The following is a 19,997-nucleotide window of genomic DNA, read 5'->3' as shown; positions in this document are numbered from 1 at the left end:
GACAGATGCAGATGGATGAGCTGACAACGTTTTTGGATGAGCATGAAGCAGCTGTTGTTGAAGAGTTCAGAGCACAAATAGTTGTTTCCGAACACGATCAGTTTAGGGACTTTATTCATCTCAACGGGCAAGCGATGTACAGGATGGTGGTCGGATATTTTCGCGAGCAGATCACGCAAGAAGAGATCAGGCAGTTAGCTCGCAAAGTGGCCAACGAGCGCAATCAGGCTGACATTAACATTGGGGATTTTGTGTACAATGTTTGCTTGGGAAGGCGATTGATTCTGGATTTGCTCCAGAGAGGTTCGTTCCCGCCTTCGATTCTCGTATCTGCCATCGTCAAGGTTAACGAGTGCTTTGATGTTTTTCTGGTAGAAGCAGTATCCGAGTATACGACTTTGAAAAACAACGACCTTGCCGAAAAGAACCTGTTCATTGAACGCTCCCACAAAGATCGACTTACCATCCTAGGGCAGATGGCATCGAGCTTTGTCCATGAGTTTCGGAATCCGTTGACTTCCATCATTGGCTTCTCCAAGCTGCTCAAGGAGGATCATCCTGACCTGCCTTACGTAGATATTATCGTCAACGAGCTTTACCAGCTGAATTACCGGGTCTCCCAATTTTTGCTGGTCTCCAAAAAAGGAGTCATTCAGCGAAAGAGTGAAGCGTTTAATTTCCAGCAGCTTTTCGAAGAGATACTGGCCTTCCTTTATCCCAATATCGTCGATGTCAATGCGGATATCCAGTGTCGCATCGATCCTTTATGTGAACTGACGGGATACCGCGATGAGATCAAACAAGTCTTCATTAATATCATCTCCAATGCGCTGGATGCTTTGCAGCGGAAGTCAGGCAGCAAAATGATTGAAATCGAGGTGCTGCAAACGAACGGCATGACCAGGGTGTCGATTTCGAACAACGGGGTAGGCATTCCTCCTGACTTGTTAGAGGTCATTTTCGAACCTTTCTTCACGACCAAGGAGCTGGGGACGGGGATCGGATTGTACGTCTGCAAGGAAATCATCGAGCGGCATGCGGGTACGATCTCGTGCGAATCGTCTGAAGAGAGCACGACTTTCACCATGCAATTTAGCACCGCGGAACAACGAAAAGAAGCTGCCTACTCGGTAAAATAAATCATAATAGGAAGACCTCCTGTTCAGGTGGGGCATTCCATCAAACAAAAATGGATAGAGCTCAGAATTGTTTCTGAGACCTCTATCCATTCTTTTTGCGGCAAACCGGTTATTGCAGTCGTTCCTTTCTCATTCTGTTCCCCATGCTGGCCCACAACCGCTCCAATCGCTTGACCAGACGGACGAGCAGGATGGCGAGGGTCGCACTGCAGATAAAGATGGCAGCCAGGTAGAGAAGGGAGTACCAGGTATTTTGAAAAATCCAGGATACTTCGCCAAAGACCTGATAGAGCACGTCCTTGAACAGAATAAGAAAGGCGGAGTGAAATAGAAAAATGAAATAGGTCAACCCTTTGCGAAACTTGATGTGGAGATGGTCGACCAGCTCCAAAAAGAACACCATAAGCACGAGAAAGGACAGCAATGTAGCGAAGACAAACGTCAAATGTACCGCTACGAAAATCTTGTTTGAGATGACGAAATAGATCGCAGCCGCCGTGGAAACCCCCGTCACCAGCATGAGAATGGAACGGTTGTCTCGCAGAAAAGAAAGTATCCATTCGCGATACCAGTAAATCAGATGACCCATGTACAGGGTGAAAATCCAAGTCGGCAGCATGTGGCGTGTTGTCAGCCCCAGCCAGCCTTGGTGAATGTAATGGATATAGACGTATTGCACCGCGAGCAAGATCCAGATGATGCAGAGGATGTTGCGTTTGGTGATGATGTTGCGTAAAAAGTACGCCACCACATAGTACTGGCAAATCATGAAGACGAAGTAAAGATGGTCACCTGTTTTGCCCAGAACGATATTGGCGAAATCCCCGACAGTATGGGGAAAGCCTTTTTTCAGCAAGTAATGATAGAGAATCCCGGACACCAGATAGGGGATGACGATGTAGACGATTTTGCCGGTGAAGAACTCGCGAAAACCAGGCTGCTTTTGATCGAACGAATAGGCGGTCAAGTATCCCGTCGCAATGGTCAAAAGTACGGTACCATAGCGGCTGATCTGATTGAGGGCCACAACCCAAAAGGGATCGTTAAAGTAAAGCACAGATGCGGTAAAATGTCCGACTACGACCAAAAAACTAGAAAACAGCTGAATGTAAAACAGAGATTTCAACATTTTTGAATCCGTATACATAGCATTCTCCATTTATGTTTTAGTCGACTTGCGATCGGTCTCAAACCATAAACTACGAATGGCTGTCACTACGAGTGGTCTTCATCATATGAAATGTTTCTTAGAATTATATTTGATTTTATTGTGCTTGAAGTATGTAAACATTAGACGTATTACCGGTACATGGAAGTTGCAAGAAAATCAAAAGAAAAAAGCCACACGCTGATGTGTGACTTCACTCCTTTACCGGCTATTCTTTTTTCGTTGTTCCATTTCTTCGCTGACCACAAACGCCAGATCGTCATTTCCGAAGAGGGACAAGACTCCAAGCAAGGTGGCATCCGGTATTTCTTCCGCTTCCTCTTTTGGAACCGTATTGTCCATCATTTGTGCTAGCAAAGGGTTGGCAGCCTGCTGCGGATAGGCTCGTCGGTAGATTTCCTGTGCATCCAGGCCGTGGTTGACACACCATTGTGCGAAAACGAGGATCATCATGCCCTCATCGCGCTGGTATGCTTGAATGACTTGTTCTTCCATCTCTTTTCGGTTCATGTGCAAACTCCTCTAACAATCGTCCGTCATGAGGATATTGTAGGTCCAGAACGCAAAAAAGAGAAGACTTTCGTCAAGAATTGCGTTTGCTGTGATTGGTCAGAACGGGCAGCATTTTCGTTTCTTTGACCATTTGTGACCGACAGAATGGGCAGTTTGGGCTTTCGTCAAAGGAAAAGTTATCTCTCATCCAGCACGTACAGCCGTCATTGCTACACATCCACACGTCTGTCTCCTCTTCTTCGACCGGAACCACTGCTTTCTTAGAGAAATACACGTGAACTCCTCCTTTGCGGGACTTGCGCGGGACTTTAACCTCTATTAATGTGTGATGGAATGCTCTCGAATATACCAAGATTTTCTGACCTCTTACAACTCCAATCGATACAGAAAAATCATAGTTTGGATTGGAATAACTTGGAGTTTTCAGTGAATTTGAGGAAGCCTTGGCAAAGGCAGCAAAAAAGGCAGCGGATAGATGTCCACTGCCTTTTACAGTTTATTCCGGAATCAGGATCTGCCCGGATTCGTTGTTGGATATTGCGAGGAGGATAGTCTTGGAGAGGGTGTCCGGGTGATAGGGCTTGATGAGATAGCCTTGGGCACCCAGTTCAAACGCCTTTTTCTTTTCCTCCAGCGCACTGGAGATGATGATCGGAATCGCATGCAGCTCCCGGTTGTTTCGGATCCCCTCTATGACCGCCCAGCCGTCTTCGCCATCCTGCAGCAGCAGATCCAATACGATGGCATCCGGACGAAGCTCCTGGATTGCCGCAAGTGCGGTCGTCGCTTTGGAAAACGGATAGACGGTAAAGCCAGAACCCATCAGCTCATCCCGCAGCAGCTCCAGCAGGTTCAGATCATCTTCCACGACGACAATCTTTCCATTCGTTCTCATGGATGCGGTCTGGAGAGAAGGGGACAGCTTCTCCTGATCCATGGGGGTCGATTGGTCTGTGAACGGGAGCGAAACGGTAAACGTGCTGCCGATCCCTTCTTCGGATGCAACGGCGACTTCTCCTTGATGGACACGAACAATTTCCTGAACGATCGAAAGGCCCAACCCCGTCCCGCCGATCTCCCGTCGATCGGAGTTGTCGACACGATAAAATTTGGTGAACAGTCTGGGGATGGACTCGGCCGGAATCCCCAGTCCTTCATCCTGAACGTCTACGAGCAGGCGAGAGCCCTCCTGACGACAGATGACGCGGACATGCCCGCCATTTGGAGAGTATTTTACGGCATTGCCTATCAAGTTCATCAGCATTTGATGCAGCTTGCTCTTGTCTCCACGGATCGTCGTTCGATCAGTCAAAAGCTCCAGCTGGAACGTGTGCAGGGGAGATTGTACCCGCTGCAGGGAGAATACCTCACGAATGAGCTGCTCCATCGCAACCTGTTCTTCTTCGTAGGATTGTCGTCCGGATTCCATCCGCTGGAGGTCGAGAAAATCATTGATCAGAGCAGTCAGTCTCTTGGCTTCCTGATAAATGGCGGTCATGTAGCGGTGCTGGCGTTCCGGCTTTAGTTCCTTGTTCAGCAAAAGCTCGGCAAAACCGAGCACGCTGGCGAGCGGAGTCCGCAGCTCATGGCTGACCGTACTGACAAACTCGGACTTCATCTGGTCGATCTCATATTCCTTGGTAATATCGCGGTAGACGAGCAAGGTGCCCCATTTTTCCTGGTCCCGATACAGTGGCTCCGTATACAGCTGGATATAACGGACATGCGGATAGGTGAGCTCGATCAGATGGGTTCTCTGTTCGGAGCTGCCAAAGAGTACCGCATTTACATAAGACACGAGCGGCTCGTGACCTTGCGTGATGGATTCCATGTGATGAAAATACTCGCCCAGACGCATTCCTTGCAAAACGGAATGGGCAGGGAAGCCGAGCAGCTCTCGGAACGTGCGGTTCACCTGCAGAGTCACGCCGTCTGTACGGACCAGCTGTACGCCCTCCTGGATGGTATCGAGCATGTCCTGTGTCATTTGGCGCTGTTTTTCGGTTTCCTCATGCATGGCCAGCTTGTCCAAAGACAAGGAGATTTGCTTGGCAAGCCCGATTGCCATCTGTTTTTCCAAATCGGAGAGGGGGCGGCCAATGCGGGAGAGGACGATACATGCGACCACTTCGAGATCAGCCTGCAAGATTGGCAAATACAGCTCGCTTGTTTCAGAGGACGCATCCTGATAGCCGCGCTCGGCTTCCGTGCTTTCCCGCTTCAATACATACGGCTGCTTGGTCTCGCGGATCCGGACGAGAGGGCCATCCTCCAGTCCGTTCAAAAACTGTGCGATTCCCTGCGCGGATACGCCAAAGCTCGAAACGTCCTTGTCCGCATTCAGCAAGACGATGACGCCTTTGTCTGCATCCATGACCTCGACGATGTTGCGGATGATGCTATGCAGCAATTCTTGCTTGTCCAGCGTATTGGCGAGAGATTGGATGAGCCGGTTTCTCTTTTGCAGGTAGCGCTCGTTGTCTTCCATTTTGGAAAGGGCTTCCTGCAGCTCTTCCTGCTGCATCATCAGCTCGTCCTGCTGGGCTTGCAGCTCTTCGTTTTGCGCCATCAGCGTCTCTTCCTTGATCTGAATTTGCCGGATCAGATAATCGAGCGAGCGGGTGAGATTGCCGATTTCATCAATGCGATGCAGATCCTGGAAGTGGGGGAGCTCGCCCTGCGAAAAGCGGTTGGCTTCTGCTGAAAGCCGTTCGAGCGGAGCGCCGATATCGCGGGTCGTCCGCCTCGTGACATAGATGGCAAAGAGCAGCACCACCAGAATGTACAAGATGAACCACAGGCTCTGACGCGTCACATCTTCAAAGAGTTCGTGGTTTTCTTGCAGCAATACCTGATCGTTTTTCTTTTGGTAGGTAGATGCATACGTGATGAGATTGTTTACTTCCTGATTCACACCGCTGGACGAAAAGTTGCGGAGCGATTCGTACTGTCCTGCTTTGGCGTAACCTGCTGCGGTTGGAAATGTATTCGCGAAGAAGTTGGAGATGAACGCCTCGATCGAGGTGACGACGACCTGCTCCTCCGAGGTGAGCGAAAGCTTCTTAAAGGAAGCGATCGACTGCTCCAGCTTTTGCTTCTCCAGAAACAGCTCGTTATATTCGTATGGGCTCAAAAAGGCGTAGTAGCCGCGAGCGCGAAAAAAGATCTGATTGGTGTGGGCGGCGATTTGCTCGACCAGCACCTGCTTCTCCTTGGATGCTTTCAGCGTCGCTTGGTACTGGGAAAAGGCCGTGTAGTTCATGTACAGCACAATGGCAGCGCCGGCGATCAACATCGACAGAAACATAAACATCATGGCGGTAAAACGCCGGGTGATGCTTTTTCGGAGGATCTGTCTGAGTTCACTCATGCAAGCATGTCCTCCACGACCCGCACCAGCTCCATGGGGCTAAACGGCTTGGGAATGAAGGCATCGGCACCTGCCGCACGCATCTTTTCCTGCTCGGTATGCTGGCTTTTCGCAGAGAGGATCATGACTTTGCCATTCCTTTTGTCCGAGAGCCGTTTCATGTGAACCAATACTTCGTAGCCCGTCAGCTTGGGCATCATGTAATCCAGCACGATCAGGTCATACTCGTGCAGCTTAATTTTTTGCAAGGCTTCTTCCCCATCGCAGGCGATATCGAGCTGATGCCCTTCATCTTCCAATGTATCGCTGATCAGCATGCGCAGCACAGGCTCGTCTTCAGCAAGTAAAATGTGTGCCATTCGTTTTCACTCCACCTTGTCTTTAAACCATTCGTTTCACCAGGCGCCTGATTCTTGCCTCCAACTCTTTGGTACTGAATGGCTTGGTCATATAATCATCCGCCCCCAGCTGCAGGGCACCTACGATGTCGTGCTCCTCGGTGCGCCCTGTCAGCATGATGACGGTATAGCGCTTGGTATTGGGCAGAGCTCGAATTCGCTGCAGCACCTCCAAACCGTCCATGATGGGCATGATGCCATCCAAAATCACGAGATAAGGCTCTGGACCGCGATGCCAGTCATTCTGAAAGAAAGATTCTCCATCGCGAAACTCTTGAATATCCGCGTGAATCCAGCCGTCAAAGCTATCCTTCACGGATTCTGCCAGCACCGTTCGGATCAACGCATCGTCATCGATGATGGCCACCTTGAGCTTGATTTGCGGCGATTCTGCCTTTTCGGAGAGCACGGCTTCCTCAATCCGGCACCGGCCCAGGTTTTTGGCTCTATACAGAGAGTTATCGGCAACTTCCAGCCAATACGGAAATGGTTTTTCGCCGTCTGTGACCTGTACCACGCCCGCAGAAAAGCTCAAGGAAAACGGTCCGCTGGCGGAATCGAATGTCAGCCTGCAAAAAGCGTCCAGCATCTGCTGCATCCGCAGCCTGGCTTCTTTTGCACTCGCCTTTGGCATCAGCAAAAGAAACTCTTCTCCGCCGTAGCGGAACAGGATGTCGTGCTTGTCTGCGCTGCTCTGGATAAAAGAGGCGAATCTACTCAGAACATCATCACCGACCAGATGGCCGTATGTATCATTGACTTTCTTGAAATGATCGATATCCAGGAAGGCGAGCGAGAGGGGAGCATCGGACCTCCTTGCTTCACCGAGCAGCCGTTGATACGTGTCCAGCAGGGAGTTTCGATTGTACGCGCCTGTCAGCTCATCCAGAAACAGGATTCGGTTCATCCAGTGTTTGCGGTATAATTGACGTTCCAGTCGCACAGCGAGCTCTTCCATATCGAGAGGCTTGCACATGACGTCATCAGCCCCCAAGCGATAGGCACGAAGGCGAGTGTCCCGGGTGCAGTCTACACTGATCACGGTCGTGGGGACGTATTGCTTCCTGATTTTTTCACTGAGCGTCTGCATCACCTGGAAGCCGCCTGTCTCCGGTATATTTAGATCCAGGATGAGACAGTCCGGTTTCATGTCATGAAAGTAATCCAGCGCCTTGTGCGGATGGACGGTCGCAATGACCGACCAGTTGCGCTTCTCCAAATATTCCTTTACATACATCAAGAGTGTGACATCATCATCCAGGATCAGGACGAGCGGCTGGTTTTCATAGCTTTTTTCCCGGGTCTGTCCGAGATCCTCCAGGTTCAGCTCTTGCTGCGAACGATGCTCATAGCAAAGTGAAATGAATGCAAGCAAAAATTCACGCCATTCATTCGGTTGCCATTCTTTAGGCGGCATCGCTTCCAGCTTATCCAGGAGGGTTTGGGACAGAAGCGACATGTCGGTAAGTCCAATCGTACCCGAGGTTCCTTTCAAGGAATGGAGAAAGCGGTATAATTCTTCATGGGAGAGTGGTCCGTCGAGATCGAACCACACCTCTAACTGCTTGTGAATATTGGCCAAAAGTGCATCTCGATACTTCGTCATGCCGTACGATCCCCCGTTTGTCGGTTGGGCCCAAGCAGTCCGGTCAGACTGCTTGGCCAATTGTGTCAAGGTTTACGATTTGGTATGGTACATCTAGCTGGGTGAAAGGGTCCCGATCAGGAGAGTTTATCCAAGGCTGGGGAGGGTCAGGAAGTGATTTTGGACAAATCGGTGAATAGCTCTATTTACGGGAAAAGCCTTCTTCTTTCAAATACTGCTCGGCTTCGACATACGATTCAAAGGAAGCTTCCAGATTCATGCCATGGTAGACGTTCCATAGTGAGTCCTCTTGCTGCAGCTGCAGGGTGTTGTTGTTCTTGTCCGTCCACGTTTCCTCGACCTGCTCCTTCGAATGATTTGTCTGAGGTGCGGTTTCCCGTTTATGGGAAAGCATTTCAATGGAGGCTTCAATGACGGTGCGCAGCTCGTCCGCCGAAAAATCGCGGATGTTGATATTGCCTTTGTCATCCTTGCGATAGCCTTTCAGATACGCGCCGTATACGAAGCCGTTACCGTTTGGATGGAGATGGTAAACGACTGTTTTTTTCTCGTGCAAACTGCCTTCAAAATGAAAATTCACCCGCTTCAGGGACACATCGTTGCGCGTCAATTGCGGAAAAGTTTCAATGATAGCCAGTTTCTCTTCAAAAGTAAGCATGGATTCCTCCGGTGAGATAGATTTGTTTGTCGATTATATCATAGGTAAGTCCAAGTGCGAAAAAGATCGATGATTGTAGATAAAAGGAGATCGATGAAAATGAATGGGAAAAACCGAAAAGACATCACGGCAGGGCTGGAAGTCGACATTGTCTTGAAGCAGGATCAGCGCACCGGGAAGCGGACTCGTGGCATCGTCAAAGATATTTTAACCAATTCCAGCACACATCCTCACGGCATCAAAGTGCGTTTGACGGACGGACAGGTAGGGAGAGTGCAGGAGATTTACAAAAAAGGCGAGTAGTCAGATCGGAAAGTCAGTTCCTTCCAATGAAAAAACGGGCGTACGACCATTGAACTGCACCCCGTCAAGTAGACATTACAAATAATAAAAACCGGTTAAGCGGCCTTGGTCCTGAATTCCATGGGACTGAGGCCGTCTAATTTTGCCTGTAATCGTTCGTTATTGTAGAAATAAATGTAGTCCTTAATGTCTTTTTCAAGTTCCTCAAAGGTACTGTATGTATTCAAATAATACTTCTCGCATTTCAGTGTTCCCCAGAAAGCTTCCATGGGACCATTATCGATACACCTGCCAACTCGGGACATGCTCTGGACCACTTCGTGCCCAAACAATCTTTTGAACCTCGAAGAGGTATACTGGAAACCCCGATCACTGTGGAGCATAGGCTTGTTTACCCGTACCGTTTGCAGGGCCGATTTCACCGTTCGAATTACCAGGGCATTGTTGTTGGAATGACCGAAAGCGTACGAGACAACCGTGTTGTCATGTAAATCCAGAATTGCGCTTAAATAGGCCTTCTTTCCACTGCCGTATTTGAATTCCGTAACATCCGTTACCCACTTTTCGTTTGGTGCTGCTGCATGAAACTCACGGTTTAACAAATTCTCGGCAATATGTTGAGGAGTTGATCGTGCATATTTCTTTCTCTTCCTACGAATAACCGATTGGACACCGGCCATCTTCATTAGGCGTTTCATCCGCTTGTGGTTAATTCGCAGTTTGGTTTGTCGGCGTAAATGAAGTGTCAATCGTCTATACCCGTAGATTCCCCCAACCTGCTCATGGAGTAAAAGCATAGCCTGAATCAGTTGTCGGTTTTCCAGTTCACGCAAACTAGGCTTGTGGTTACGCCATTTGTAATAACTTGACCGTGGAACCCCTGCAATTTCGCATAGTAGCTGTAGACTAAACTCTCCTTCCTGCTGAATGGACTGGATTGCTAAATAAACATGCACCTGTCGGTGCTGCCTTAAACTCGCCTCCTTTGGAATTCCTGTAACTTTTTTAAGAAAGCAATCTCCGCTCGAAGCCGCTCATTTTCATACTCCAACTTCTTCATCGCCATCTTTTCCTGCTCTGTTTCAGTTAGCTCTTCAACAGGCTTCTTCCGACCACGACGATCCTGTAGGGCATCTAGCCCGCCATCCTCATATTTCTTGACCCATTGGTATACTTGTTGATAAGACACTTGATACTGGCTCGCCGTCTCCTGATAGTCATGTTTATGTGCAAGACAGTAGTGAACGATGTCAATTCGCTCCTGCCATGTTGTAGCCCGACCTTTCGTCATAGCTTTTGCTCCTTCGTTATACGATTTTAAGCTGCTATGACCATTATACTTGTCTACCCAATTCTTGAGTTGGGTGCGGCTGGCGATTTTATATTTATCGATGATTTCATATTGGGAGTAATGACCGGTTAGATAATCTTGAACGGCTTGAAGCTTAAGCTCCACCGAGTAAGTTCTATTGTAAGATTGAATCTCTAACCCTTTGTATCCGTACACCTCATATCGCCGTCGCCATTTCACTACGGTTGTTTTGCTAATACCGTATGTTTTAGCAGCAGCCATAACACCAATCTGACCGCTATCGATCTCCAGAAGGATGGCCAGTTTTTCTGACGCAGTAAATTGTACTTTAGACATGAAAATGCTCCCCTTTATTAGCAGGTTTCATTATTTCACCTGTCTACTTAAAGGGGAGCATATCACATAGCGGTCAGCCCGTTTTTTTGCTGTCTGACGAATTGGTTACTTACCTGTACGAATCATGGATGGGTACAAAAACATCTTCCTTGGCAGGACGTACGATGATGAATGGATCTAGATTGCTAAGTCCGTGCAGGCATGTGTTGTGATGAGCGATGATTTGCTCGGCACGAAGGGCGGCATTGCCTGTCGTCGAATGACCGTCATGAACCAGCGTGACGTCATAGCCGAGGGTGGTAGCTTTGCGGCAGGCGCTGTCCACGCAATATTCCGTCTTGCAGCCGACGATCACGAGATGGTCGATCCCCAAAGCCTGCAGCTGATCGTGCAAGTCGGTGCCGTGAAAGGAATCCGTTGCTTTTTTCAGGATGACGGGTTCATCTGGAGCAGGCTGAAGGGCAGGGTGAATCGCGAAAGCCTCTTCTCCTGCTGCTTTAACGTCCACATCCTGTACGTACAAGACGGGGATGGACCTTCTGCGGGCCCGGTCAATCAAAGCCTGGATGGTTTGGAGCAGCGATTCTTTTTGGTAAACGGGCTGCTGATCCGAAGTGCCTTCGACGATTCCTGTCTGAACATCAATGACGAGCAGAGCGGTAGTGCGATTCATGGACTTCCTCCTCAGATGGGGATTAGCTTTGCGCATCCCCCTTTTTGTTGGTAGTAGCAAGCAGTTCTGTATGATTATTCCGAAGATTGAATGTGCTCATATACGCCATCTCCTTTCGTACAAAAGAGTACAGGCAGCCAGTAAAGCAGTACGCCTGTATGGGAAGTGTAACACAGCGAAACGGAAATATATAGAAAAAAGAGGACAACATCCTTTGTCTGGGGATGATGTCCTCTCTTTGTTTCGGAGTTCCTACAGCTCATTTTTTTTCGGTACAAACTGAAAGATATCGTGTGACTCAAAAGAATCGATCAATCGCGACAGCCAATGATAATAATCCAGCCCATTCTCGATTCGCTCGATGGAAAGTTCAACACGTTCCCTGTTTTCATCTGAAAGGTCTTCCATTGCTTGGAGGCTGCGCAGCTCCTGCAGCGACTTTTTCAAGCTCATCACGTTCTGCTCACAAGCGTGTCTCCACTTGACGGAGAAGAGATCGATGAAGTTCTGGTACCAGTCCAGATTGACTTCGTAATGATCCTTGCGCGTCCCTTTTTTCCATATCTTTTCTACCATATTTAAGTCCATTAACGTGCGAACACCGGTGCTCATGCTGGTCTTGCTCATTCCCAGCGCTTCTCCCATTTCATCGAGCGTCATTGACTTGTCCTGAAACAGCAAGGTGCCGTACAACAGCCCGTCGACATGGTGATGCCGTACAAATCCATGTTTCTCGCAAGGGTCTCGATCACGCGTTCCTGAGCTTTTTCGAGGATTCTTTCCTGTTTGGTTTCCATTTTGAAAAAAGCAGCTCCTCTAAGTCTTTCATATTACCTGACTAGAATTGTACGTTTCTGACCGGAAAAAGTAAATGAAGATATCGTACAGTATATACGAGGTATTCTGCGAATACGGTAAGAAAAGTACGTAAAGTTTTTTCTGAACGCTGAAAATGCCCGATTATCGAGTCTCACCCAATTTGAGGGAAAAATGACGCACCGATACAATAGTAAGGGTAGTGAACGTCCGGAATCGGGCAGAAAGTTGGAGGTGACCATATGCCCAAAATTAAAGTAGAAAACTTGACGAAGATCTTTGGACGCCAGCCTCAGCGAGCATTACCTTTTGTAAAACAGGGGAAGGCCAAGGCTGAAATTTTGAAAGAAACCGGTCTGACTCTCGGGGTGAACCAAGCGAGCTTTGAAGTGCACGCTGGTGAGATTTTCGTAATCATGGGGCTCTCGGGTAGCGGGAAGTCCACGCTGGTCCGATTGCTGAATCGATTGATCGAGCCGACGGAGGGCAAGATTCTCATTGACGGTACAGATATCGTCAGCATGAATACAGAGCAGCTTCAAGAGGTGCGACGCAAGAAGCTGGGAATGGTCTTTCAGAAATTCGCGCTCTTTCCGCATCGAACGGTCCTGGATAATGCCGCTTATGGATTGGAAATACAGAATGTACCGAAGACTGAACGGGAACAGAAAGCCAAGGATGCACTCGCGCTTGTCGGTCTGTCCGGATGGGAGCAGAGCTATCCCGATCAGCTCAGCGGCGGGATGCAGCAGCGTGTCGGTCTGGCTCGCGCCATGGCCAACGATCCCGATGTGCTGCTGATGGACGAGGCATTCAGTGCGCTCGATCCGCTGATTCGCAAAGACATGCAGGATGAGCTGCTGGAATTGCAGAGCTCGATGCAGCGTACCATCATCTTTATTACGCATGATCTGGATGAAGCGCTGAAGATCGGGGATCGGATCGCCTTGATGAAGGACGGTGCGATCGTGCAGATCGGCACACCGGAAGAAATCATGACGAACCCGGCGAACGAGTACGTCGAGAGATTCGTGGAAGACGTGGATCGCTCGAAGGTCTTGTCCGCGGAGCACGTCATGAAGCGGGCGGAGACGATCACACTGGACAAAGGTCCGCGGGTCGCTCTCCAAATGATGAGAGATCGCGGTGTCTCCAGCCTGTACGTCGTCGACAGGAAAAAGACGCTGCTCGGCGTGCTGACGGCGGATGCTGTCAATGACGCCAAGCTGACTGGCAAATCGCTGGAGGAAGTGCTGCGCACAGAAGTGCCAAAGGTAGGTCCGCAGACGCTCCTCAATGAGCTGTTTGACCTTGTGGCGTTTTCCGATATCCCGGTTGCGGTCACAGGTGAACAAGAGCGCTTGCTGGGCGTGATTGTAAAAGGTGCCGTGCTGGGTGGTCTGGCAGGAAAAGTGAATCAGGAAAGTGCGCCGCCGACTGAAGAGGAAGGGCAGGTGAATGCGTAATGAATCAACTTTTTCCAAAGCTGCCTCTGGATGAATGGATAGAGGTCATTGTAGATGGACTGGATAAGCATTTGGGATTCCTGTTTGATTTCATTTCCACCGTGATTGGTGGAACGGTTGATCTGTTCAATGCGATTTTGACTGGGTTGCCGTTTTGGGTAGTGATTATCTTGTTCACGCTGCTTGCCTATCGGGCAGGAAGATGGACGATGGCTCTTTTTACCTTCATTGGATTATTGCTGATTCAAAATCTGGGGTACTGGGAGCATTCCATGGAGACCCTTGCGTTGGTGCTGACCGCGGCTTTGATTTCTGTGGTCGTCGGGATTCCGGTGGGGATCTGGTGCGCCAAGAACGAATCCGTGCAGAAGGTCGTCACGCCGCTGCTTGACTTCATGCAGACCATGCCGGCGTTTGTGTATCTGATTCCAGCCATCTTTTTCTTCGGGCTGGGGAAAGTGCCGGGGGTGATCGCCTCTGTCATCTTCGCGATGCCGCCGACGATCCGCCTGACCAATCTGGGGATTCGCCAAGTCCCTGCTGATTTGATTGAGGCTTCCGATGCTTTCGGATCGACCTACTGGCAAAAGCTGACCAAAGTACAGCTGCCGATTGCGAAAACCACGATGATGGCGGGAATCAACCAGAGTATCATGCTGGCCCTGTCCATGGTCGTGATCGCCTCGATGATTGGGGCGAAAGGGCTTGGGGCGGACGTCTATCGTGCCGTCACCCAGATCAATATCGGGCAAGGCTTTGAGGCTGGTCTCGCGATTGTGATCATGGCGATATTGCTGGATCGCATCACTCAAGGTGTAGGAAAGAGAAAAAACGCGTAGGAGGGGTTTTCATGAAAAAAGGAACAACGATCAAGGGGTTAGCTGTCGTATTGGGACTGAGCATGCTGATGGCAGGATGCGGGAGCAATAACGCGCCGCAGGAAGGCAATCAGCCTGCAGGCAACACCGAGGCTGCTCAAGGCAGCGTAGGAGAACAGGTCGACCACAAGATCATCGGGATTGACCCCGGTGCCGGATTGATGAAAGCAACCGACAAAGCGATGAAAGAATACGGACTCAGTGACTGGGAACTGGTCGAAGGCTCCAGTGCAGCGATGACTGCGGAGCTGACCCAAGCTTATAAAGAAAAGAAGCCGATCATCGTAACCGGCTGGACACCGCACTGGATGTTCTCCAAGTTTGAAATGAAGTACCTGGAAGATCCGAAGGGCGCGTACGGCAAGGACGAGCAAATTCACACCATCGTGCGCAAAGGCTTGAAAGAGGATCAGCCGAGTGCTTATGCCTTCCTCGACAAGTTCGAGTGGAAGCCGGCTGACATGGAAAAAGTGATGCTCGACATCGCGGATGGGAAAAAGCCGGAGGAAGCAGCGGCTGACTGGGTGAAAAACAATGAAGAGACGGTAAACAAGTGGGTAGAAGGAATCCAGCCTGCTGAAGGCAAAAAGCTGACGCTTGCCTATGTCGCGTGGGACTCTGAGATTGCCAGCACCAACGTCGTGAAAACCGTCCTGGAACAAAAGCTGAAATATCAAGTCGAGCTGAGCCAAGTGGAAGCAGGCCCGATGTGGGTCGGTGTATCCAACGGTGACGTCGACGGCATGGTGGCGGCTTGGCTGCCGACCACCCATGAAGACTACTTCAAAAAATTAGGCGCCAACGTAGAGGACCTCGGTCCGAACCTGAACGGAACCAAGCTGGGATTGGCGGTTCCGACCTATATGAACATTACCTCCATTGAAGATTTGAAGAAGTAAGGGGCCAGTGATAGCCTTGTGTTCTACACCTCTAGTAAATTCAGTGATTCAGCCTTAGCTCGATGAGGGTCGAGCTAAGGCTTTTTTTTATGTCACAAAAATGAGCTCCTCCTCGTTACATGGTCAAATCGAAGCGGAGGAGAGATTCTCATGAAAGAGATCACATGTATCGTTGTCGGTGGAGGACACGCAGGCATTCATGCGGTGCGCGAGATCCAAAAGACGTTGAAGAACCGTCCCGTACGGTTGGTTCTCATCGATCAAAACCCCCATCACCTGCGCAAAGTCCTTCTTTTTAAACCAGCGGTGGAGCAGACGGATGTAGTCATTCCACTTCAAACGCTGTTTCCGGAAGAGGTCGAGGTCGTGCAGGGCACGGTGAAAAACGTAGATGGTACCGAACGGAAGCTGCGATACGCAGACGAAGCCGGGAAGGAGCAGACGCTGAGCTACGACATGTTGATCCTGGCCGTGGGCAGCCAGGCGAGGCAAGCAGCGAGGGAGCAAGGAGGGGTGACGTTGACGGATGTGCAGGCTGCAAAGGCCATTCGCCAGCAGTGGAAGGCGAACATGCAGCAAGCCGTGCATGAGCGAGATCCTCGGGAGCGGCAGCGCTTGCTTACGCTGGCGGTGGCCGGAGCGGGCATCACGGGAATCGAGATGTCAGCTGAATTTGCATATGCGATGCGTGTGGAGGCGAATAGACTGGGCATCGACGCGAGTGACGTCCGCGTTTTGCTCATCAACTCGCAAGAGCGGCTGTTTCCGGAGGGGCCGCTCAAGATGGCAAGAAAGCTGGAACAACTGCTCGCGGAAGGCGGCGTGAGCGTCATGCACAAACAAAAGGTGCTGCATGAGCAGGCCGGGCTGCTGACCTTATCTACCGGGCGCACCATCCCAGTCGGGCTTTGCGTATGGTCTCTCGGTCTTGTGCCGAATCCGCATTTAGGTCAAATGGGGCTGCCGCTGACTGCAGAGGGACAGGTAGAAGTGGATGCGTCTTACCGTGTCGTCGGGACAACGGGCGTATACAGCATCGGGGATTGCGCCCGCATCGTGGATTCCGCCACAGGACGGGCAGACCGCATGACTTGCAAAGAGGGTACCGGACAGGCGGCTAGGCTTGCCCATATTGTATTGGCTGACTTGGATGGGCATTCCGCTCCCACTCATAAGAGCTACATGGATTTCTACTGCATCGGTCTGGGGCCGCAGCGGGGCATTGTTTGGACGCGGCAATGGGGGCTGGATATCATTTTGACTGGAAAGCTCGGATGGAAGCTTCGAGAATTCACTTGGAATGTTGCGAGTATGGTAAAATGAGGGAATCTTTGGTCCAACCATTCATGAGACGGGGAAGTGAGTCTGAAGTGGAGGCTTTGTACCAGAAATATAAAGGGCTGCTTTTTCGGCTTGCTTATCAAATGACCGGCTCCGCTGCGGATGCAGAAGATATCGTCCAGGACGTGTTCCTCAAGGTCCACGATGTCAAGTGGGAGCAAATCGAAGAGCCGAAAGCCTACTTGTGCAAGATGACGACCAACCGCTGCCTCGATCTGCTCAAATCCGCACGCAAAAAGCGGGAGCTCTACACAGGTCCGTGGCTTCCGGAGCCTGTCTCTGCGACCTACACCGACAGCTATGAATCCGTCCTCCAAAAAGACCTGCTATCGTACGCGATGCTCGTCCTGCTGGAGCGGCTCTCCCCGGGTGAACGCGCGGTGTTTGTCCTGCGAGAGGCCCTGGCTTTTGACTATCATGACATTGCGGCACTGGTCGGGAAGAGCGAAGCGAATTGCCGCAAGATCATCAGCCGCGCCAAGAGCAAAATGGGTCTGGCGCCTGATGAACCGATTCCTGCGGACGACAAGGAAATCAGCCACGAGTGGTTCGATCGATTTTTGTCTGCCCTTGCGAACGGCAAGATCGATACGCTGCTCACCCTGCTGGCAAACGATGCGGAACTGATCTCCGACGGCGGAGGAAAAGTATCTGCCGCGCTTCGTCCGATCGTCACAGGAGAACGTGTGGCCCAGTTCCTGTTCGGCATCATGCGCAAGTTTGTCGAGGGCGAGGAGCTGCGCGTAGAGCTCGTCGCGCTGAATGGTGGGCAGACGGCGCTCGCCCTGTACCTGGGAGGAAGATTGGACAGTGTCACGTTCCTCCATGTGGAGCAAGAAGCCATCCGTCATCTCTACCTGGTCCGTAACCCGGATAAGCTGAAGTATGTCGAAGGAAGCATAAACCCCCTTTAACCGAAAGGCTGAAGGGGGTTTTTTGTGCACAGATCTAGCGGTTTTCCCGAATGGCTGGCCAGGTGTGCTGCGGCCCAAGCGTTCCCGGCTCTGGTGCAAAGACTCGCAGGACGAGATTAAAGCGACCTGCGGGAACCGGCAGCCAATTGACCTGCTGGTTGGCTGGAGGGGATTTTTGAATGGCGATGTCGAGTGAACCGTCGGGATTGAGTCGCAAAGTGCCGTTATTGCTTCGAACTGACGAACGATTGGCTTCGGTCTGCGCCAGGTACAGCTGATCGTTGTACACATTGATGGACCAGAAAGCTGACGTCTTGGGTACCTCGCTCGGTTCAAAATGGAGCGTGTACGCCTTATCGCCGGATAGCGGCAGGTTCTTGCTGTCCGTAAAGGCGCGGTAGTAGGCTTCCTCTTCGGGAACGTTGGCAGCGAGTCCGGTAAAGGCGATAAAAGCCCTGGCCAAAAACTGGTCGCCATACGTGCCGATTGGCGAAAAAGAACCCCAGCCATTTTGGAAGGTCGCATAGGGAGGAAATCCGTTTTGGACGATGTTCGGGGCATCTTGCAGCGCACGCTTCAATCCGGCGAGCTTCGCTGGGGTGAGTTTTGCTGGATCAAACCCTGATTGGACATCAATCCCTGCCAACGCGAATTGGTTGAGCAGAACATGATCACAGGCGGGAGGAGGGTTTTTACGAATCACATCGGTCATCACCCGATAGAAATCCAGGGAAGTCAGCGCGTTCTTCGGCACTTCCGGAGAGGTGCGAGGCGAGCCGGGCACAAGAGCCTTGATCTGAATCTGTTTTTCAAAGGCGATCGCTTTGGAAAGGTCCTGCTCTCCCTTCACCTCGACTCGGCCGATGAGCCAAACGGTATTCGTAGGCGCGTGAATCGTAGGCAGGTTGGGTGGCAGCGAGCCTTTCCAGTTGGGCCCGACGATGACGCTTTGCCGCGCTTTTCCCTTCGTCAGGCGATTGGATTCATTGTGAAACGTATTGGTGTAGGCGTCCAGCATTTGCACGGTGTAGTATCGGTTTTCGGGGTTCTCCGGCACCTGGAGCAGGACAGGCGTTTGCGATAAATCTAGCCACGCGTTCAGGTAGAGAGTATCGGAGTTGGGAGTGACGATGGCGCGAAATGCTGGAGAAGCCAGTGATTCCATGTAGCCAAACTGGTTGAGCGGTGCCAGGCTGCGCGTCATGTCACCCATCGTTTTGGCTGTAACGACGAGAGGATAGCCGTAGATATACGCTTGCACTCCCAGAGTGTAGGCGAGCTCTTCCTGGGATTGGGAGAGCCGCTGCAGCGGATTGACAGTAGGTCCTTGAGCAGATTCCGCATGTCGCGCAGATGATGGAAACAAGCTAAGGGAGATGGATAGGATTGTTGACATGGCGTAGCGAAGCGCTCTTTTCATAAAGGCCTCCCGAAAAAGGGGAAAAATGATGGTGCACATGTATTTTTCACGGAGGAGGGGCTTTTATACCCAAAGGAAAGGCTCGGTTTACGGAAAAAACACAGAGGCAAGCGATATGCAAAACGTGAGTGTAATCGTACTCAGCAGGGTAGAGACCAGGACAGCCTGTGCGGCAAATTCAGGTTCGTTGTTGTATTCCAATGCCAGAGAAGCGCTGTTCCTCGCTGCCTGTTTTGCCGGTACCCATAGAAAGTCAGGGACACGTATCTGCATAAGATTGCAGAGCAAGCCGAGAAGGATGGCATGCAGGACAGGAAGGCGGAAAAAATGGCGGATGGAGCCGCGCAGTCCTTTTGTCGCCGCACTTGCTTTCAAGAGCCCAAACGTAAAGGTAACCAGTATCTCAAATACGACTACGACAATCTGGATGGACATCGCGAGCGGATCGTGGCGAAAGGCGAGGTCGTTTACAGGAATCCCGATGTTACCATTGTTGGTGAGTACCACGCTGTTCGAAAAACTCGCGGAGAAACCTTTGGAAAAGCGAAACAGCCTGCCGATCGTTTCGGTCAGGAGCAGTAACAGGGCGAACTGAATGAGAAGAAAACCAACGACCTGCAAAAGCAGCATCGGAGAAAGAGTGGCTTCATAGATTTTGACAAAAGCGATAGCTGGAACAAAGAAATAGAGAATCAGGAGAATTGTACTCCTGGGATCAGGGGAAGGAAAGAGGTATCATGTACCGCAGGAAGGTTGTTTTTTTACTCAAAAGAAAAAAGACAGCATG

General features: G+C 50.7%; 19 protein-coding genes and 1 pseudogene. 7 read left to right on the top strand and 13 right to left on the bottom strand.

Going from position 1 to position 19,997, the window contains the following annotated elements; all coding sequences use genetic code 11:
- Positions 1-11: 11 nt before the first annotated feature.
- Positions 12-1,139 (top strand): histidine kinase N-terminal domain-containing protein, encoded by a 1,128-nt coding sequence (locus tag JNE38_RS27450; protein ID WP_238933479.1) that lies wholly within the window; start codon positions 12-14, stop codon positions 1,137-1,139.
- A gap of 109 nt (positions 1,140-1,248) precedes the next feature.
- On the opposite strand, the gene JNE38_RS27445 is transcribed toward JNE38_RS27450, so the two are convergent.
- The 7 genes from JNE38_RS27445 to JNE38_RS27415 all read right to left on the bottom strand — a co-directional run bounded on the left by JNE38_RS27445 (position 1,249) and on the right by JNE38_RS27415 (position 8,852).
- Positions 1,249-2,286: an acyltransferase family protein gene (locus JNE38_RS27445; RefSeq protein ID WP_203354215.1), complete on the bottom strand. Its 1,038-nt coding sequence runs from the start codon at positions 2,284-2,286 to the stop codon at positions 1,249-1,251.
- Between the two features lie 222 nt (positions 2,287-2,508).
- The gene (locus tag JNE38_RS27440) at positions 2,509-2,817 is read right to left on the bottom strand and encodes a hypothetical protein (protein ID WP_203354214.1); all 309 of its coding nucleotides are present in this window, start codon (positions 2,815-2,817) and stop codon (positions 2,509-2,511) included.
- 73 nt (positions 2,818-2,890) lie between these two features.
- Positions 2,891-3,094: a cold-shock protein gene (locus JNE38_RS27435; protein WP_203354213.1), complete on the bottom strand. Its 204-nt coding sequence runs from the start codon at positions 3,092-3,094 to the stop codon at positions 2,891-2,893.
- A gap of 222 nt (positions 3,095-3,316) precedes the next feature.
- The gene (locus tag JNE38_RS27430; protein ID WP_203354212.1) at positions 3,317-6,190 is read right to left on the bottom strand and encodes an ATP-binding protein; all 2,874 of its coding nucleotides are present in this window, start codon (positions 6,188-6,190) and stop codon (positions 3,317-3,319) included.
- On the bottom strand, positions 6,187-6,549 hold the full coding sequence (locus JNE38_RS27425; protein WP_203354211.1) for a response regulator transcription factor: 363 nt from the start codon (positions 6,547-6,549) through the stop codon (positions 6,187-6,189). Before JNE38_RS27425 ends, JNE38_RS27430 begins: the two co-directional genes overlap by 4 nt.
- Positions 6,550-6,571: 22 nt before the next feature.
- On the bottom strand, positions 6,572-8,194 hold the full coding sequence (locus JNE38_RS27420) for a response regulator (protein ID WP_203354210.1): 1,623 nt from the start codon (positions 8,192-8,194) through the stop codon (positions 6,572-6,574).
- A 181-nt stretch (positions 8,195-8,375) separates the two neighbouring features.
- Positions 8,376-8,852 carry a hypothetical protein gene (locus JNE38_RS27415; RefSeq protein ID WP_203354209.1) on the bottom strand — a complete coding sequence of 159 codons (477 nt, stop codon included), beginning with the start codon at positions 8,850-8,852 and terminating at the stop codon, positions 8,376-8,378.
- Positions 8,853-8,951: 99 nt separating this feature from the next.
- On the opposite strand from JNE38_RS27415, the gene JNE38_RS27410 reads away from it, so the two are divergent.
- Positions 8,952-9,155: a YwbE family protein gene (locus tag JNE38_RS27410; protein ID WP_203354208.1), complete on the top strand. Its 204-nt coding sequence runs from the start codon at positions 8,952-8,954 to the stop codon at positions 9,153-9,155.
- Positions 9,156-9,250: 95 nt separating this feature from the next.
- On the opposite strand, the gene JNE38_RS27405 is transcribed toward JNE38_RS27410, so the two are convergent.
- From JNE38_RS27405 to JNE38_RS27390, 4 genes and pseudogenes are all read right to left on the bottom strand, one after another.
- Positions 9,251-10,111, bottom strand: a complete 861-nt coding sequence (locus JNE38_RS27405; protein WP_238933452.1) for an IS3 family transposase — start codon at positions 10,109-10,111, stop codon at positions 9,251-9,253.
- A gap of 14 nt (positions 10,112-10,125) precedes the next feature.
- Positions 10,126-10,803 carry a helix-turn-helix domain-containing protein gene (locus JNE38_RS27400; RefSeq protein WP_203353744.1) on the bottom strand — a complete coding sequence of 226 codons (678 nt, stop codon included), beginning with the start codon at positions 10,801-10,803 and terminating at the stop codon, positions 10,126-10,128.
- A gap of 109 nt (positions 10,804-10,912) precedes the next feature.
- A complete protein-coding gene (locus JNE38_RS27395) occupies positions 10,913-11,476 on the bottom strand; it encodes a cysteine hydrolase family protein (RefSeq protein WP_203354207.1) in 564 nt (187 codons plus the stop codon).
- Positions 11,477-11,728: 252 nt separating this feature from the next.
- A pseudogene (locus JNE38_RS27390) lies at positions 11,729-12,273 on the bottom strand (GbsR/MarR family transcriptional regulator).
- A gap of 261 nt (positions 12,274-12,534) precedes the next feature.
- On the opposite strand from JNE38_RS27390, the gene proV reads away from it, so the two are divergent.
- From proV to JNE38_RS27365, 5 genes are all read left to right on the top strand, one after another.
- Positions 12,535-13,758, top strand: a complete 1,224-nt coding sequence (gene proV, locus JNE38_RS27385) for a glycine betaine/L-proline ABC transporter ATP-binding protein ProV (RefSeq protein ID WP_203354206.1) — start codon at positions 12,535-12,537, stop codon at positions 13,756-13,758.
- The gene (locus JNE38_RS27380; RefSeq protein ID WP_203354205.1) at positions 13,758-14,597 is read left to right on the top strand and encodes an ABC transporter permease; all 840 of its coding nucleotides are present in this window, start codon (positions 13,758-13,760) and stop codon (positions 14,595-14,597) included. The genes proV and JNE38_RS27380 overlap by 1 nt, the downstream gene beginning before the upstream one ends.
- Positions 14,598-14,608: 11 nt before the next feature.
- Positions 14,609-15,535, top strand: coding sequence for a glycine betaine ABC transporter substrate-binding protein (locus JNE38_RS27375; protein WP_203354204.1), 927 nt, complete (start codon positions 14,609-14,611; stop codon positions 15,533-15,535).
- 150 nt (positions 15,536-15,685) lie between these two features.
- Positions 15,686-16,858, top strand: coding sequence for an NAD(P)/FAD-dependent oxidoreductase (locus tag JNE38_RS27370; protein ID WP_203354203.1), 1,173 nt, complete (start codon positions 15,686-15,688; stop codon positions 16,856-16,858).
- A 47-nt stretch (positions 16,859-16,905) separates the two neighbouring features.
- Positions 16,906-17,790 carry an RNA polymerase sigma-70 factor gene (locus tag JNE38_RS27365; RefSeq protein WP_203357769.1) on the top strand — a complete coding sequence of 295 codons (885 nt, stop codon included), beginning with the start codon at positions 16,906-16,908 and terminating at the stop codon, positions 17,788-17,790.
- A gap of 34 nt (positions 17,791-17,824) precedes the next feature.
- On the opposite strand, the gene JNE38_RS27360 is transcribed toward JNE38_RS27365, so the two are convergent.
- Together JNE38_RS27360 and JNE38_RS27355 are read right to left on the bottom strand one after the other, a co-directional pair.
- Entirely contained in the window at positions 17,825-19,210 is a 1,386-nt protein-coding gene (locus JNE38_RS27360; RefSeq protein WP_203354202.1) for a DUF1254 domain-containing protein, read from the bottom strand.
- Between the two features lie 87 nt (positions 19,211-19,297).
- The gene (locus JNE38_RS27355; RefSeq protein ID WP_203354201.1) at positions 19,298-19,840 is read right to left on the bottom strand and encodes an AEC family transporter; all 543 of its coding nucleotides are present in this window, start codon (positions 19,838-19,840) and stop codon (positions 19,298-19,300) included.
- Between the last annotated feature and the right edge of the window lie 157 nt (positions 19,841-19,997).

This window comes from Brevibacillus choshinensis, assembly GCF_016811915.1.
Classification (GTDB): Bacteria; Bacillota; Bacilli; order Brevibacillales; family Brevibacillaceae; genus Brevibacillus; species Brevibacillus choshinensis_A.
This window is presented reverse-complemented; position numbering and strand designations above follow the sequence as displayed.